The organism is Bradyrhizobium sp. CCGUVB23 (assembly GCF_024199885.1).
In the GTDB taxonomy this organism is placed as follows: Bacteria; Pseudomonadota; Alphaproteobacteria; order Rhizobiales; family Xanthobacteraceae; genus Bradyrhizobium.
Genome location: NZ_JANADQ010000001.1, coordinates 1035035 through 1050034 on the forward strand (window position 1 = coordinate 1035035; position 15000 = coordinate 1050034).

General features: G+C 61.9%; 15 protein-coding genes and 1 pseudogene. 5 read left to right on the forward strand and 11 right to left on the reverse strand.

The features are described from left to right. Nucleotides 1-68: 68 nt before the first annotated feature. The 4 genes from NLN62_RS04805 to NLN62_RS04820 form a co-directional block, all read right to left on the reverse strand. On the reverse strand, nucleotides 69-731 hold the full coding sequence (locus tag NLN62_RS04805; protein ID WP_254107660.1) for a hypothetical protein: 663 nt from the start codon (nucleotides 729-731) through the stop codon (nucleotides 69-71). Nucleotides 732-923: 192 nt separating this feature from the next. Next, the gene (locus NLN62_RS04810) at nucleotides 924-1361 is read right to left on the reverse strand and encodes a CopG family transcriptional regulator (RefSeq protein WP_254107662.1); all 438 of its coding nucleotides are present in this window, start codon (nucleotides 1359-1361) and stop codon (nucleotides 924-926) included. 9 nt (nucleotides 1362-1370) lie between these two features. Then, nucleotides 1371-3371: a conjugal transfer protein TraG gene (locus NLN62_RS04815; RefSeq protein WP_254107664.1), complete on the reverse strand. Its 2001-nt coding sequence runs from the start codon at nucleotides 3369-3371 to the stop codon at nucleotides 1371-1373. A gap of 111 nt (nucleotides 3372-3482) precedes the next feature. Continuing rightward, nucleotides 3483-5234: a VirD2 family relaxase/mobilization nuclease gene (locus tag NLN62_RS04820; protein WP_254107666.1), complete on the reverse strand. Its 1752-nt coding sequence runs from the start codon at nucleotides 5232-5234 to the stop codon at nucleotides 3483-3485. Between the two features lie 451 nt (nucleotides 5235-5685). On the opposite strand from NLN62_RS04820, the gene NLN62_RS04825 reads away from it, so the two are divergent. The 3 genes from NLN62_RS04825 (at nucleotide 5686) to NLN62_RS04835 (ending at nucleotide 8306) form a co-directional block, all read left to right on the forward strand. Continuing rightward, nucleotides 5686-6378 carry a transposase gene (locus NLN62_RS04825; protein WP_254107667.1) on the forward strand — a complete coding sequence of 231 codons (693 nt, stop codon included), beginning with the start codon at nucleotides 5686-5688 and terminating at the stop codon, nucleotides 6376-6378. Then, nucleotides 6372-6725, forward strand: coding sequence for an IS66 family insertion sequence element accessory protein TnpB (tnpB, locus tag NLN62_RS04830; protein ID WP_247833365.1), 354 nt, complete (start codon nucleotides 6372-6374; stop codon nucleotides 6723-6725). Before NLN62_RS04825 ends, tnpB begins: the two co-directional genes overlap by 7 nt. Before the next feature lie 69 nt (nucleotides 6726-6794). Continuing rightward, nucleotides 6795-8306 (forward strand): IS66 family transposase, encoded by a 1512-nt coding sequence (locus tag NLN62_RS04835; protein WP_254107668.1) that lies wholly within the window; start codon nucleotides 6795-6797, stop codon nucleotides 8304-8306. Here the strand turns inward: NLN62_RS04835 and ltrA are convergent. Beyond that, nucleotides 8234-9562 carry a group II intron reverse transcriptase/maturase gene (ltrA, locus tag NLN62_RS04840; protein ID WP_371933099.1) on the reverse strand — a complete coding sequence of 443 codons (1329 nt, stop codon included), beginning with the start codon at nucleotides 9560-9562 and terminating at the stop codon, nucleotides 8234-8236. The two genes, NLN62_RS04835 and ltrA, sit on opposite strands and share 73 nt — an antisense overlap. A 511-nt stretch (nucleotides 9563-10073) precedes the next feature. Here ltrA and NLN62_RS04845 point away from each other — a divergent pair. Together NLN62_RS04845 and NLN62_RS04850 are read left to right on the forward strand one after the other, a co-directional pair. Then, nucleotides 10074-10325: pseudogene (locus NLN62_RS04845) on the forward strand (transposase domain-containing protein); the annotation flags it as partial. A 224-nt stretch (nucleotides 10326-10549) separates the two neighbouring features. Continuing rightward, nucleotides 10550-10771: a hypothetical protein gene (locus tag NLN62_RS04850; protein WP_254113339.1), complete on the forward strand. Its 222-nt coding sequence runs from the start codon at nucleotides 10550-10552 to the stop codon at nucleotides 10769-10771. Nucleotides 10772-10828: 57 nt separating this feature from the next. Here NLN62_RS04850 and NLN62_RS04855 read toward each other — a convergent pair whose 3' ends face one another. The 6 genes from NLN62_RS04855 to NLN62_RS04880 form a co-directional block, all read right to left on the reverse strand. Further along, on the reverse strand, nucleotides 10829-11740 hold the full coding sequence (locus tag NLN62_RS04855; protein ID WP_254107669.1) for a lytic transglycosylase domain-containing protein: 912 nt from the start codon (nucleotides 11738-11740) through the stop codon (nucleotides 10829-10831). Continuing rightward, complete coding sequence (locus tag NLN62_RS04860; protein WP_254107670.1) at nucleotides 11737-12246, reverse strand: S26 family signal peptidase; 510 nt, start codon at nucleotides 12244-12246, stop codon at nucleotides 11737-11739. Before NLN62_RS04860 ends, NLN62_RS04855 begins: the two co-directional genes overlap by 4 nt. Next, nucleotides 12243-12707 carry a DUF2840 domain-containing protein gene (locus tag NLN62_RS04865; RefSeq protein WP_254107671.1) on the reverse strand — a complete coding sequence of 155 codons (465 nt, stop codon included), beginning with the start codon at nucleotides 12705-12707 and terminating at the stop codon, nucleotides 12243-12245. The genes NLN62_RS04860 and NLN62_RS04865 overlap by 4 nt, the downstream gene beginning before the upstream one ends. Nucleotides 12708-13132: 425 nt before the next feature. Beyond that, a complete protein-coding gene (locus NLN62_RS04870) occupies nucleotides 13133-14029 on the reverse strand; it encodes a replication initiator protein A (RefSeq protein ID WP_254107673.1) in 897 nt (298 codons plus the stop codon). Nucleotides 14030-14031: 2 nt separating this feature from the next. Then, nucleotides 14032-14310: an AlpA family transcriptional regulator gene (locus NLN62_RS04875; protein WP_254107675.1), complete on the reverse strand. Its 279-nt coding sequence runs from the start codon at nucleotides 14308-14310 to the stop codon at nucleotides 14032-14034. 150 nt (nucleotides 14311-14460) lie between these two features. After that, the gene (locus NLN62_RS04880; RefSeq protein ID WP_371932918.1) at nucleotides 14461-14982 is read right to left on the reverse strand and encodes a DUF2285 domain-containing protein; all 522 of its coding nucleotides are present in this window, start codon (nucleotides 14980-14982) and stop codon (nucleotides 14461-14463) included. Between the last annotated feature and the right edge of the window lie 18 nt (nucleotides 14983-15000).

Here is a 15000-nt window from a genome sequence, read left to right on the forward strand (position 1 = left end):
TTGCCTCGGGGATTGTGGGTGCGGCAGATGGGACGAGCGGGACCTGGCCTGCCCTCCTTCCGGCCGACTCAGTCGAGTCGGCAGAACGCGTTTGGTAAGTTTCGAAAGTTGCGGTTGCTGCCGCCCTCCTGGACGGCAGCCATCTGCTTGGCTTCCACGTCTGTAGCGGCGTCCGCGAGGACGTCGATCTGATCTTCTGAACGACCGGACACGGTTTCCCCATCGCGCTCAGGCGGAGGGACGTCGCGCTCGGTCATACTGAGACTGGCGATCGTCTCCCGCATCAGCGGCCGGCCCGAGCGCACACGCCGATCAACCTGCTCGGCCAGGGCCTTGAACCGCCGATAGCCCAGCACACACGCGTCGCGCTGTTGCGACGGCGGCATCGGCGGCGTCACCGTGACGTGATAGCGGACGTGCAACGCGACCGTCTCGGCGATGATCGCAAGTTCGCTCTCCAGGCGTTCAATCTGATCGCCGATCCGATGGAAGGCTTCGTGCACCATTTCTTCCACCCGCGGAGCCTGATTCAGGAAACGTTCGAGAGCGGCCTGTACGACCGTGCTCTTGCCGGCGCCCAGCCGGCCGGTTGCAGCTTCCAACCGTTCGAAAACCGTCTCAGAGAGCTGAACGCTGAGCTTTCTGGTTCGAGGCGGGATCGGCGAAGTGTTCGCCTCTGTTTGATCCAAACTCAGGCTGACCTGTCCGTCGCGTTCGACTTCGACCGTCATGATCTCCCCTCCTCGTGCAACTAGATCGATCGGTGCAGCTCGCGCTCGCAATCAGCGAGGCGAGATCCGATCGAACGAATGAGCCGTCTTCGAGGGCTGCAGGGTCACAGAAGGAGAAGTTCCGTTATTGCTTCAACCGCACAGGCATCGATGTCGCAATCTGGCGTAGGATAAGAAAGAAGCGGCGGGCGCTCAGGCCGGATCAGGTTTGTCGCTCGAGCGAACACGCGGCTCGACGTCCAAGGTGATTTCCTGCGCTAAGCTCTGGCCTCGTGCGAGCCGCCGACCCAACGCTTCAATGAACCCTTCATAGCGCTCGCGCCCCTTGGCCTGTGCAGCAGGTTGTGCGGTATCCGGCAGGGGTGGGGTCGCCGTCAGCCAGAAGCGAACGAACAACGCCAGCGCTTCATTCGAGATCGTCACGTGACGCTCGAGGCGCTCGACCTGGCGCGTCAGCCGGTCCAATCGCCGGCCGAGGGCCGCTTCCATGCGCTCGGAGCCATCCGGAGACAGGAATGATGACAGCGCCGATTCGACGACGAGGGCCTGTGGCACTCGCTTCCGGTTCGCGTAGTCCGCTAACTGGCTGGCAAGATCGGGGGGCAGGCGAAATGTATGTTTGCTCCGCATCGCCTCACCTTAGAGATCAAGGCCATCATCAGGATCCATCGCCGCCTGACGGGCGACGCCGGCGGCTGCGTGACGTAATTCGCTTGCGCGCTGGATGTCATCATCGGAATCCTCGTCGGTGAACTCGAACTCAGCTTTCACGGCAGTCCGATCTGGCGCCACGTCTTCGTGCTCGGGAAGCTCCGGCTCTCGCCTGATGCCGCCATTGGCCGGATCGTCCGCGGACTTGCCGTCCTTGCCGTGAGCAAGTGGCATCTGACCGCCGCGCGAGTTGCCCGGCAGGGGCAGCTTGCTCCAGTCGTCGTCGGGCGATCGGACGAGGTTCTCAACAGTCCCGGATAGAGCCGGTGCAAGCACTCGCCCGCGGAATTGTGGGTCTTCGTAATAGCGCGCCTTCTTCGCACAAATCGGTGGACACCCCGAGACCAGGATCAACTCGTCGTCCGGTGGTAGCTGCATCACCTCGCCGGGCGTCAGAAGCGGACGTGCTGTCTCCTGCCGCGACACCATGAGATGACCGAGCCACGGGCTCAACCTATGGCCGGCATAGTTCTTCATGGCGCGCAATTCGGTCGCTGTTCCCAGCGCCTCCGACACGCGCCGGGCGGTACGTTCGTCGTTGCTGGCGAAGGACACCCGGACGTGGCAGTTGTCGAGGATCGAATTGTTCGGGCCATAGGCCTTCTCAATCTGGTTGAGGGACTGGGCGATCAAGAAACTCTTGAGCCCGTAGCCAGCCATGAACGCGAGCGCTGACTCGAAGAAATCCAGCCTGCCGAGAGCCGGAAACTCGTCGAGCATCAGCAGCAGACGATGCCGACGCACGTTGGCGTTCAAATCCTCCGTCAAGCGGCGACCGATCTGGTTGAGGATCAGCCGCACGAGCGGCTTGGTCCGGCTGATGTCGGATGGCGGTACGACGAGGTAAAGAGTAGTTGCTTGGTTCGCCTCCACCAGGTCGCGGATCCGCCAGTCGCTGTGACGTGTTACCTGCGCCACGACGGGATCACGGTAGAGCCCAAGGAACGACATCGCAGTTGAGAGCACGCCAGAGCGTTCGTTCTCGCTCTTGTTCAGAAGCTCGCGCGCCGCAGAGGCGATAACCGGGTGAACGCCGCTATTACCAAGGTGAGCCGTCGACATCATCGCGCGCAAGGTCGCCTCGATTGGGCGCTTGGGATCCGACAGGAATTTTGCGACGCCCGCTAAGGTCTTGTCTGGCTCGGCATAAAGGACGTGCAGGATCGCGCCGACCAGCAGAGAATGACTGGTCTTCTCCCAATGATTGCGCCGCTCCAAGGCACCTTCCGGATCGACCAGCACGTCGGCGATGTTCTGGACGTCCCGAACTTCCCACTCGCCGCGACGAACCTCCAGAAGAGGGTTATAGGCCGCCGAGTTGCGGTTGGTCGGGTCGAACAGCACGACCCTTCCATGGCGGGCGCGGAAACCTGATGTCAGATGCCAGTTTTCCCCTTTGATATCGTGTACGATGCAACTGCCCGGCCATGTCAGGAGCGTCGGCACCACGAGGCCGACGCCCTTGCCAGACCGCGTCGGCGCGAAGCAAAGCACGTGCTCGGGGCCGTCGTGCCGAAGGTAGTAGCGATCAAAGCGACCGAGCACGACACCATCCGGGCCCAAGAGCTGCGCGCCGCGAATTTCATTCTGCAGCGCCCACCGGGCCGAACCATAGGTGGCCGCGGTCTGCGCCTCCTGCGCCCGCCAGATCGACATTCCGAAAGCGACGATGATCGAGATCACCCCACCGGACGCCGCGATGCAGGCCCCCTCGACGAAGATTTTGGGGGCATAGGCATCGTATGCGTACCACCACCAGAAGAAGGCAGGTGGAAGGTAGATGGGCATGCCGAGCTCAAACCAGGGCGGTCCAAGTCGCGGCTGAAATCCCAGCCTCCAGGCAACCCATTGCGTCGCTGCCCACGTGGTGATGAGCACGATGGCAAGGACAAGCGTGATCTGGCCCCAAAGCACTTTGGTTGTCGACATGGCCGAGATGCAGCAGGGCTACCCGCGCGACATCAAGGACAAGACGACCCCAAGGGTGCATTGTGCGGTCCCCGCGCAGTAATCGGATGGACCAGGATCTGGTCGATATCGCTAGAGGCCCAGCCCGCGCTTGCGACCAAAATCCCAATCGATCCTGCCGCCCGGCATCATTACGCCTGTCACCTGCTTTCCGAGATGCTGCTCCAGGGCCGGCCGCCATGGCACGAGCTGGAAACCTAGACCATCATCGATCATGGCAAAGCGGCCCGAGGCAAGGGTCACTCGTTGCCTGTAGATGCCGGAGATTGGATCGCCCTCAGCAGCCAAACGGTGGTCAAGCCCCGTTTCAGTCGCAAGCTTGGCGGACACGTCGTGCAGCTCCCGACGCCGCAATGTCGCGAGCAAGTCGCGCGCGAACACCACGCGCTGCCCCTGCCGCCGAGCCAGACCCTCCTCGATGAGGTGATCGACGCGCGCTTCCATTGCATTCCGCACCTCAGCACCAAAACCACCACGGCTGAGCGGCGGATCCTTGGCGAGGAACTGGCGGTCGAGCCACGTGCTGCCCTTCGCGGTGACCTGTTCGTCGATAGTCAGGTCCGACCGGATCGCGAGCGACACGCGCCGGCGTCCGTTCGCATCATCGTAGGCGCGCGTCTCGACGACGGCGCCGGCTGGCGCATCGCCGGTCATCTCGATATCGCCGAAGCGCAGGTGGTGCGTGCGACCATCGACGCCAGCGATGATCGCGTAAGCGGACCCTTTGAGCTCATCGTCGAGACCACGGTGAACGAGGCGCCCCAGAACGGGATCGGCCGGTTCTTCGCCATGCAGGGCAAAGGTGCTGACGTCCGGCTCGCGACCGGCCCCACTGAGGGCCTGGTGCATCGTCTTGATGATGTCACCGCGCATCCCGATCTGGCGAAGCGCCTGGTCAAGGCCAGGTTTCAGGGTCCAACAGGCGGGGCCTGCGGGCTCTGCCAGGCCAAGGCGCTCGAGCTTGGCGGCCCTGCCCAGCAGTAGGCCGCGCAGTTCAGGGTCCTCGACATCCGGGCTCGGCCTGAGATCTGCCACGCCCCCGTTCGCGTCGGAGATGTCCCGGAGCGCACGGTCGAGGCCGGTCCAGCGCTCCGCGTCGACCTCCCGCTCGAGGCTTGCGCGGATCTCGTGCTCGCTGCGCGGCCCCAGCTCAAACGTAACTCGGTCGGCCGCCCGATCGCGCAAACCGCGGCTGATATACTCGCGGCTGATCACGAGGTCCTGACCGTCGTCGGCACGCCCGCGGATGAGGATGTGGACATGCGGATTGTCCGTATTCCAATGATCTACCGCGATCCAGTCGAGCCTGGTTCCGAGATCCTTCTCGACGTCACGCATCAGCTCGCGCGTGAACGTCTTGAGGTCCCCCAGCGCCGCGCCATCCTCGGGCGAGACGATGAACCGGAAGTGATGACGATCCTCTTCGCAACGCGCGGCGAAGGCGCGCTCGTCCGCCGCATCAGAGGTCTTGTCAAACATGCGCGCGTCTTCGCCGTCACGCGTTACGCCATCGCGCTTGAGATAGGCCAGGTGCTTGGGCAGGGGTGCCGATCGAAAGCGCGAGCACTTGTGACGCACGACGCGCGCTTTTGTCACGACCCGCCGGGCATTCGAGCGCAGGCGGATCGAGACTGCCGCGCGGCGGCCGCGCCCGAAGTGGGAGCGACTGTGCGCCTGGCTCGATCTGAAACTGTCGCCGACGTGCCCCGCCCTCTTGGCGGACCGCATCACCTCCCCGACGAAGCTCTTCGGGCGCTTGGCCCCGCGGTTGCCGTGGTGGATGCGGCCGGGGCGGATCCGCAGGTCGTCGTCACCTGACGTCACGGCTGAGAAACCTTGCTCTCGCGCAGGTGTATGGCGCGCGAAGCATTGATTGTGTTCGAGGAATTGCGGAAAGCGCCGGCAGGAGACATTACCCGCCTGACAAAATCCCCCGCCCAACCAACCACATAGGCAGGACCGCAGGCCGGCCTTTTCCCTTGCCATCCCCGGTCGGTTGTAAGCGTCCGAATCCTGCACGACTTTTCGATGGTGTGTTCTCGTTCCATTTCGGGTTCTCTGCTGCACTGGAGAATCTCCGGTGGGTCCAAAACATTTCCAGAACAAAGCCAGGCGTGAATGGTGGTCGATTCACATCGAAGCCTGGCGGCGCAGCGGCACTTCGCGCAAGGCGTATTGCCGTCAGCATCGACTGGACGAGGGCACGTTCACGCGCTGGCTCAAGGTTCTTGCTGGCGAGGAAGCTGCACGCAAGCTCACGGAATATCAGACGGAATTGCGCCGCGAGAAGCGCCGTGAAGAGCGAGAGAAAGGGCTGCGAAAGCGCCGCCGGCAAGCGTTCGGCATCAGCACGGACGTGCGCAATCGCGCCATGCAAGCGTTCTGGGCGATGCATGTGGAGGCGATGAATTGGAGCGGCATGGGTGTCCGCGAATACGCCGCGGCGTTGTCGCTTTCGCCGTACGCGCTGCGCACATGGCGTGACCGATTGGACGACGGCGAGGTCGAAATCGACTGGCGTGCGCATCTTCACCCCTCCGCCCGCCCCGTCGCTAGCACTAGTGCTAAGGAATCGACCTCCGAAAGCAGCTTGACAGAAGCCTCGAACGACGCTCCGCCTACGCCCGCGACGCCGGCTCGGCGCTTCTTCAGCGACGAACAGAAGTTTGCGATCGTGATGGAAACCGAGCAGCCGGGTGCCACGGTCTCCGGTGTTGCCCGCAAGCACGGCATTGTCACTGGGTTGCTGTTCCGCTGGCGGGTGGAGTTCGGCGTGGCGCAGAAGACGCGCGCAAGGCTTGCTTCCGTCGCGCTGGCGGACGACACGACGACCGCTCTCGTTGTGCGACCGCCGGAAGGAATGATGGCTGTTGATCTGCCCGATGGGCGACGTGTCTTTGCGCCCGTCGGCAGCGATCCCGATGTTGTGCGGGCGCGCGTTGAGAGCGGAGAGATCGCGCCATGCTGATTGTTCCTGCGGGCGTGAAAGTGCACCTGGCGCTTGGCTACACGGACATGAGGAAAGGCATAGATGGGCTCGCCATGTTGGTCCAGGAAGTGCTGAAGAAAGATCCGTTCTCCGGCCATCTGTTTGCCTTCCGCGGCAAGAAGGCATCGATGTTGAAGGTCCTGTTCTGGGACGGCAACGGTCTTTGCCTGTTCACCAAGCGGATCGACCAGGGTCGCTTTGTCTGGCCGGTGATGGCGGGTTACGACGGTTCGATCACACTGACGCCGGCGCAGCTTGCGATGTTGATCGAAGGCATCGACTGGCGCGCACCTGAACGTGTGTGGAAGCCAGTTCTCGCTGGGTGAATCACACAGACCCGCATCAAACAAGGTGAAGTTGCTTCTTCGAATCAGCGTGTTCGAGTAGAATCGAACATGCAGCTCGATCTCAATAATCTCCCGACAGATACAGTGCTTCTGCAACGCCTGGTGCGCGATATCGCCACGGCGATCGAGCACAAAGACGGCGAGATCGAGCACCTCCAGTCGATCATCAAACAGCTTCAGCGAATGCAGTTCGGGCGCCGCTCCGAGCGTATCGACCCTGACCAACTGGCGCTCGGTCTGGAGGATATCGACAGCGATATCGGCCGCATCAGGGAGAGCCGTCCAACGGTCGTTACGGACAGCCCGGATGCGCCGTCGCGGCGCAAGCCGTTGCCCGCTCATCTGCCTCGCGAAGACGTCGTGCTCGATGTCGAGAATAAAGTCTGCACTTGCTGTGGCGGGACATTGCATGCCATCGGCGAGAGCGCCAGCGAGATGCTGGACTGGGTGCCGGCACAACTTCGTGTCGTACGCATCGCTCGCCCAAAGTACGCGTGTCGCTCCTGCAACAAGGTGGTGCAGGCGGCCGCGCCGGAGCGGCCGATTGCGGGTGGCCCGGCATCGCCGGCGCTGCTCGCGCAAGTGCTGGTCAGTAAGTATTGCGACCACACTCCGCTTTATCGGCAGTCGCAAATCTTTGCCCGACATGGTGTCGATCTCAGCCGTTCGACGCTGGCCGGCTGGGTTGGTGGCGCGTGCTGGTGGCTGGAAGCCCTGCACGAACGATTGTGCAAGAACGTGTTTGCTTCCGATCATCTGTTCGCCGACGACACGCCCGTTCCTGTGCTTGATCCCGGCCGAGGACGGACAAAGACCGGGCGTCTTTGGGTCTATGCTCGCGAACAGCGGCCGTGGTGCGGGCCTGAGCCGCCGGCGGCGGTCTATCTGTTTGCGCCTGACCGCAAGGCTGAGCGTCCGGCAGCTCATCTTGCCGACTTCAAAGGTGTCCTGCATGTCGACGGATATGCCGGCTTCGAGCAGCTCGCCACCAATGAAGACGTTGTTCTGGCCGCCTGCTGGAGCCACACGAGGCGCAAGTTCTATGAGGTCGCAGAGGCAACCGGATCGCCCGTGGCGACCGAAGCCCTGCGCCGGATCGGCGAACTCTATGCCATCGAATCCCGTGTCCGCGGGCAGTCGTCGGCTCATCGGCTCGCCGAGCGACGGTCCTTCTCCAAGCCAATCGTTCAAGCGTTGCATTCCTGGCTGGAGGCACAGCTTCTCCTCGTCTCTGGCCGCAGCACGCTTGCCGAAGCGATCCGCTACGCGCTCTCGCGCTGGGAGGGGCTGACGCGGTTCCTGCATGATGGTCGGATCGAGCTCGGTAGAGTCGACGACTGGCGCGGTGACCGTAGGTCGCGAGGCTTTACTGGTCCGGCTGCTTTCGCCAGTTGCCGGTGTCGCAGTTCGCGCCATAGTTCCGTTTCCAGTCGCCGCTCGTCAAACCGGGCATGCGGATTTACCGCACCCGGCTTTCACTTGTCTCATCAGGCCTTCGCGCTCGATCGGTCGTTACGGCGAGCCGGGATGCGGAAGAGTTTGAGGGTATCGTGCAGGTAATCCTGCGGATACTCTTTGAAGCCCCTGCCACGTTTTCCTGCTCGTTGTATCAACCAGTGCCGCAGACGCCGATCGACGTATTGCCTGATGAAGTCATAGGTCTTCATGACAGGACCTTGGTCGAAGTAGCCGCACCAGCCACGAAGAAAGCGACTGATGACGACGACAGTGTTCTCCGGTGTGTCCGGGTACCACTGCGGCGTCGTGCGTTCGTGGATTCGTCGGAGCAATCTCATGACCGCCTTCTTGGACGGACGCGTGCCGATGAAGGCTTGTCCGTCCTTTCCGTAGAACCGCCCGATCGTGTAGCCCAGGAACGTAAATCGTTCCGTCGGCAACAGAGCGATGCGGGTCTTGGTCTCGTTCACCTCCAGCCCGAGCCTGTTCATCAGTACCGTCATTCGCTTCCTCGCCGCCTCGGCTTGACCGGGGCGGCAGCAGATCACGAGATCGTCGGCATAGTTGACGACGTAGGCGTCGAGTTGTTCTTGGTGTCCGTGGTCGCGCCAGGCCAGCAGAAAGCGTCGAAAGTAGATGTTCGCCAGCAAGGGACTCAGGGGAGAGCCTTGCGGGGTCCCTTTCTTAAACTTGCGCGCATCTGCCGTCCGTATCGTCCGTCTTCCGCTCCGTTCGACCACCGGAGCTGTCAACCAGCCTTTTATGGTCGAGAGGAGTCGTCCGTCGGCGATCCGTCGTGTTAGGCATCGCATCAGCGGGCCGTGTGGAATCGACGTAAAATAGTCGCGTAGATCTGCATCGACTACCTCGCGGCGTCCCCGGTCCTTGATGTGCCAAAACACGCGGCGCACGGCCATCTTGGCGTCCAGCTTCGGACGAAATCCATACTGGTTGTCCAGCAGGTCCGCGTCGAAGATGGGACCGATCACTAAGACCGTGGCCATCATGACGACTCTGTCACGAATACACGGAATTCCGAGTGGTCGGCGTCCGCCATTGCTCTTTGGTATCCATACTCTCAGAAGGGGCTTGGGATGGTAGGTGCCATCCTTCAGCTCCTGTCTGATACTTTCCAGCCATCGCTCTTGTCCCTCGGTTTCAATCTGTTCGAATGTTATGCCGTCCACCCCGGGGGAGCCGTCGTTTTCACGACACCTTTGGTAAGCTTCTTCCATGACATCCGATCGGCAGATTTTGTCCCACAGGGAGTAGAAGCGGTATGCCGGTTCGGTCTTAGCTTTCGCCTGTAGCGAGCTCTGCAGCTTCTGAACGCTTAGTTCCGGTGTTGCTAGACTCATCGTCAATCGCCGTGCTCTCCGCTTCGTTCTCGCTTAATACAAGTCAGGGCCCCTTCCCTCTTCCGGCGTTACCCGGTGTCATAGGTAGTACGGACCCATCCGCCATCTGCCGCCGCCGACGCTGGCCCTCACGGGTTCGTCGTTGTCCGGACTCATCATCCTTCGTCGGCAGCAGACTTCCCTTGTTGCCCACTGTCCATGTCCCGCGCGTGCTGTCACCACTACTCCGGTGGGATCCTGGGGTGCTTTTCTCGCTCGCTTCCCCCCGGACGCCGGCCTTCCCCGTTAGTATGGCGGGTCGACTCCCACGATGACGCTTTCGGAGCCTGCTCAGTGTTCACTCGCAAGTTGCGGCCCGCGCGGACCGATGACCCCCAAAAGGGGCCTTTTCTCAGAGTGCTTCAGGTCATTCGTCGCCTCCTGACCCGCTCCGAGTACTTCCGGCTGGAGCGAGAGTTTGCCGGCCTGGATTTTCACCAGGGAGAACAGTGCGCCTTGGCAAGGCACACACACCAACCCGGTCGAACGCGCGATCAGGCCCGTGGCGCTTGGCCGCAAGAACCACCTGTTCGCCGGCAGCGACGGCGGCGGGCATCGCTGGGCCGTCGCCTGCTCGCTGATCGCGACCTGCAAACTCAACGACGTCGAGCCCTACGTCTATCTGCGTGACGTGCTGCAGCGGATGGTCGACGGACATCCCGTCAACCGTCTCGACGAATTGCTGCCGTGGGCGTGGGTTCGCGAAACTCATGTCAATGCCTGATTAGGTGCAAGCTTCGGACGCTTACGGTCGGTTAATTCCTGCTCCCTCCCCACCACTCTCCAACCTGCGCCAACCTTCGACGACATGCGACGAAATGCGATTGCGATCATTGGAAGTGCTCCTCACCCGATCGCTGGACAAACTCGGCGCAAGGACAACGGTAGTCTGTTGCAACGACACTGCCTGAGGGTCGATAATTGCAATGTGATGGAGATAAACAGGTGATGCAGTCTTCCCGAAACGAAGTAGATGCCAAGCTGTTCTCCGAAGCCATTGCCCCGCTTCGCGAGCTGGTCTCACGCACGCGGGAAGCTAACGATCGGTCGTTCGACGACGGCCATTCGGTTGATGCATGGAAGAGCGATGAACTCAGTGCCGCGATAGAGCGCGCCGAAGCAATGATCACGAAGGCGGAAGCTGCGCTAGCTGGGCCTCGTGCAGAATAGGAGCTCGCCGGGCCGGCGCTTCGCCAGCATATGCTGGGCCCGAGAGCACTAAGCCCATCAAGACCCGACGTCATGTGGAGCCCCCGGATGTATGCGGACAAACAGGCCCGTTGCGCGAGGTGCTAAGGCAAGCGCACCCCCGTTGAGAATGTCTCTTGACGACGTCAGCAAGCGCGCGGGGGATGCCAACAGGGCGTTAGATGATGAGCTGTCGGACTGCTGGACAAAAGCAGGCGCCTGCCGCCAATTGACGACGTGTCTATCGATGGAGATGCCGCGCTCGCGCTGCTCAATTCCCATCAACGGTGCAAGTCTCGCAACATAGTCCTTCGTTGCATCCGGAAGCGGCCGACCCGCCGCTAAGTGCTCCTCATACCGTTTCGGTCCCGCGTTGTAGGCTGCGAGAAATCCATCCGATCCAAACCGGTCGAGCATCTCGCGCAGGTACGCCGCTCCAGCCAAGATGCTGTCGCGAGGGTCAAAGGGGTTGATGCCGAGCTCATACCGTGCCCTCAGCTCGCCCCAGGTTCCGGGCATGATTTGCATCAGCCCGAGTGCTCCCCGGGGCGATACGGCGTGCGGGTTACCGCCGCTCTCGGCTCTCATCACCGCGCGAATCCAGCGCTCCGGAATCGCAAACCGGCGGGCCGCCTCGGTCGTGAACTCTGCGTATTGGATGGCAGACGAATTCTGTAAGGAGGGCGCAAGGATGGCGGTTTCGGCTGTCGCAATTGAATGCGATCCGACTGCCAGCAGGGCGGCGCCAAGAACGGCAAGCCCCGGAAGGGATCGAAGCCCTGTCACGGACACAACCGTCCACTGCAATGCTCCGGGCCGCAGGCGTCGCGGTCGCAGCGATGCGGGGCTATGTACAATGGAGCTCATGTCGTTGGCCGGGACGGAGGAAGGGTGCTGCGAGCCGACGGCTGGAGTGGCTGCAGTTGGACGAACCGAGATCGGCATTTTCATTCCTCGCTAGTCCACACAGGAAGTGCCTGACCAATCGCGGCCGATGCTGGAATCGGCCCGAAATAGCGACCGTCGAGAGAATCCGGCGACTGCCAGTTCATGACGAAGATTTCACCGGCATCAATCACGCGGCATCCCTGCCAGCTTGGTAGTGGCCGGCGGCGGCTATCGCGCTCTCGGGCCTGCCCCATCTCGATGCTATCGACCGTGATAGTGAGCCCGCTCCTACAGACGGTCTGCCCAGGCAATGCGAGGATTCGCTTGAGCATGGGCACGCCGATCGGCAGGTAGCCGTTCAAGTCGAGAAAGCTTGCAAGCGGCTCCGGCGGTCGAATTGCCACGAGCTCAGGGACGGTCAGTTGCTCGACCGGTTGCAATCGATAGAGACCGAGCGGAACGCTTTCTGAGACATTCCAGATGTAGGATGGAGGAGCTTCGTCAAATGTAGCGAGCACAAGGGTTAGAGCTCCAAAAGTCATAGCTATGGTGCGAATTCGATTGGTCATGCCCCTACCCTCCGACGATGCAGCCAAGCCTGGTGACGAGCGCGCGTGTAGCCTCTTGGCGTTTCGTTGACCGACAGGCGGTTGTGCACATGATGCCAATAGTCGGGTGCGACCTCAGCGGGATCGATGCTGAGCGCCTCGACCGCGTCGATGAGCTGCAGGACTCGCTCGACCTTCGGCCAGCCGGATAAGCGCAGCAGGCTCTCGCCACCGGGAGTGATCCAAGGGACGGTCGAGTAGCGTCGACCAGGCTCCGCCGCTCGCAAAATATCGACTCGGGACAATAGCGTGCCGAAGTCGTTCGAAGTCCAACGGACGAACGCGAACATGCTGCCGGATGCGAACGAGAGGACGCGTCGATGACGGTCAATGATTTGTTCGCGTACCGGATGGCCGAACCGAATCCTGTTCTCGATACGCTTTTCGACCCACATGAGTTCGACGGTCGTGAAGTCATTCATAATGCAGCTCCGTATCGCCGAATGGGAATGCGGTGTTGCCTGGGCGATCGACAGAGGCATTCGACACTGACGTCGGCCGGGATGGAGAACGCAACCTCATCTGGCCTGCAAACCGCCTGACCGTCCGTGTGAGGTGGTGCTGGAGAGCGGCAAACCTGCACGTGATCCGACTCCAGGCAAGCTGCTCCAGCTCGCGAATTGGGGAGCCTGTGCACAAAGCCCGGCACCAGTTCGCAAGACCTTGTGCACCGACACGCGGGATACCCGGTCCGTTAGAAGGAATCCGAAGGATTCCAAGTTAGGAAAGTTAAGGGAGCGGGAAATCCTTGCGTAGCAAGGTGTTGGCCAGGATTTTGGTCCCTGATAGCACGAGGATCCCGTCCCCGATGGCACGAGAGTCTTGGTCCCCGATAGCACGAGTTGATTCACAGCTTATCCCCCGGCTCACGGGTGTCGTGCTCACGCGGTCGTCCCGCAAAAGGATCGACGAGAGCGGGCGCAAAGTTCAGTCGTTCGGTGCCGCGTGGATCGCAGCTGATGACGAGTTGGTAACCTGGCAGCGTTTGACGACGAACGATTTGGCGCAGATCGTACGCAAAGTGCTTGAGCGGTGACAAGCTGCCGGACTTCGCGTGGAGATGCACAATGTCGAAGCTCCAGCCGCCTTCCTGGCGGCCGCCGTGCTTGCGCACCAAGCGATAGAGCCAGCGCTCCAGTCCGCCCGTAAGATCGAAATACGCGCGGTCGATGGTGAGCACGAGCGCTTCGTTCAGAACGCCGGTGTAGAACCAATCAGGCAGAATGAGCTCCAACCCTCGGGGATGGCCGTGCATGTCGGCTGTCTCTTTCCATTCATTGATCCAGGAGAAGCGATGACGCCGGCGTTCGGTCGGCTGGCGGATCGACGTCATCACGGTGGTCGACTGCAGCCGATCGAGCGCAGCCTTGAGGCGGTCGTAATCGCGCACGCTCGTGCCACGGCCGACGAACGTCAGGATCTCGTACGGCGTGGCGGCCATCAGCCGGGACGTCTTCAGGCCGGCGTCGCGTGCTTCTACGATCTGCGAGGCCGCCCAGATCAGAACGTCTGCATCCCAGATGGTCGCCATGCCGTGTTCCGGCACGGCTTCGACACGAATCGAGACTGTTCCCACGTGGAAATCGATCGGTACGATCCGCTTGGACTTTGCCAGCGAAAAGAACGGATAGGCCATCAAGTCCTGCGCGTCACGTGGCGCAAGGTCGCCAGGAAGCGCACGGAAGAGATCGAGCTGATCGCGCTCGGAACGACGGCGGTGCGCGGAGGTAATGCTGCCGGACATGGTCAGCGCCGCTCTTTGCCGGCATAGGGAATGGGCGCGTGCCGCTTGGCGGGCAACACACCACCCGCACCTGGATCGCTGGTCGAGGTCTTGGCGCCGCGATCAACCCAGGCCTTCAGGTCATCGACCGCATAAACGACGCGACCGCCGAGCTTGCGGTAGGTTGGGCCGGTGCCGTAGGTGCGATGCTTTTCCAACGTGCGACCGGACAGGCCCAGAAAGCGTGCAGCCTCGGGCGTGCGCAAGTATCGCGGCGGCAAGCCGGCGGCAGGATCGGGCATTTGAAGGGCTCCGTGATCATGTGGAGCGCGAGTGAGTTCTGCTTCGCGTCGACGGTCATGATCGCGGAGTAGGCCTGCGCAGGGGGATGCCGAAGATGAGGGGGTCGATTTCCGATACCCCGTCGCGGATGGGACGCTTCGGGAGATGCTCTACCGACTTCGCTTTGCTCGACGCAGCAGCGCGCGATAGCCGCCGCGCATCATAGACACCCCTGTTTGAACCAGGCGTATCGTGCGGTTGCGCAAGTCGTGGGTCTTCCAGCCCCGCTCGGGAAGGCGCTGTCGCCCGAACAAGCCGATTGCGATGTCGCGATAGCTATTTCCCGCCAACCAACCGTCCAATGCGCGCATCGAGAGGATGAGGCGCTGTCGTCGTTGGAGGGAAAGTGAAAGAAGGGATGGCCCAGACGGTCGCTGTTCGAGCGCCAACCAAAATCGGAGCGCCGCCTGCGATCGAGTGTCGAAATCGGAATCGAGTTGCAGTTCGACAGCGATCGACGAACCGCTGACCGGCAGCTCTTGCAGCCACAGGCGGTGATTCACCTTTCCCAGCGGCAGGATGGCATGCCATCCGTCTGCTGCGTGACGAAGCTCACCATTCAGCAGCATCTTCGGATCGAGATCGTACCGCTTGGAATCCGAAGGCACGAGCACCGTGCGGAGTTTCAGCACGGTGGACAGAGCCTCGGG

Bases quoted from the DNA above. Each gene is read 5' to 3' on its own strand.
- NLN62_RS04805 (WP_254107660.1), bottom strand. From the start codon at position 731: ATGACGGTCGAAGTCGAACGCGACGGACAGGTCAGCCTGAGTTTGGAT.
- NLN62_RS04810 (WP_254107662.1), bottom strand. From the start codon at position 1,361: ATGCGGAGCAAACATACATTTCGCCTGCCCCCCGATCTTGCCAGCCAG.
- NLN62_RS04815 (WP_254107664.1), bottom strand. From the start codon at position 3,371: ATGTCGACAACCAAAGTGCTTTGGGGCCAGATCACGCTTGTCCTTGCC.
- tnpB (WP_247833365.1), top strand. From the start codon at position 6,372: ATGCTGATTGTTCCTGCGGGCGTGAAAGTGCACCTGGCGCTTGGCTAC.
- NLN62_RS04835 (WP_254107668.1), top strand. From the start codon at position 6,795: ATGCAGCTCGATCTCAATAATCTCCCGACAGATACAGTGCTTCTGCAA.
- ltrA (WP_371933099.1), bottom strand. From the start codon at position 9,562: ATGAGTCTAGCAACACCGGAACTAAGCGTTCAGAAGCTGCAGAGCTCG.
- NLN62_RS04850 (WP_254113339.1), top strand. From the start codon at position 10,550: ATGCAGTCTTCCCGAAACGAAGTAGATGCCAAGCTGTTCTCCGAAGCC.
- NLN62_RS04855 (WP_254107669.1), bottom strand. From the start codon at position 11,740: ATGAAAATGCCGATCTCGGTTCGTCCAACTGCAGCCACTCCAGCCGTC.
- NLN62_RS04860 (WP_254107670.1), bottom strand. From the start codon at position 12,246: ATGACCAATCGAATTCGCACCATAGCTATGACTTTTGGAGCTCTAACC.
- NLN62_RS04865 (WP_254107671.1), bottom strand. From the start codon at position 12,707: ATGAATGACTTCACGACCGTCGAACTCATGTGGGTCGAAAAGCGTATC.
- NLN62_RS04870 (WP_254107673.1), bottom strand. From the start codon at position 14,029: ATGTCCGGCAGCATTACCTCCGCGCACCGCCGTCGTTCCGAGCGCGAT.
- NLN62_RS04875 (WP_254107675.1), bottom strand. From the start codon at position 14,310: ATGCCCGATCCTGCCGCCGGCTTGCCGCCGCGATACTTGCGCACGCCC.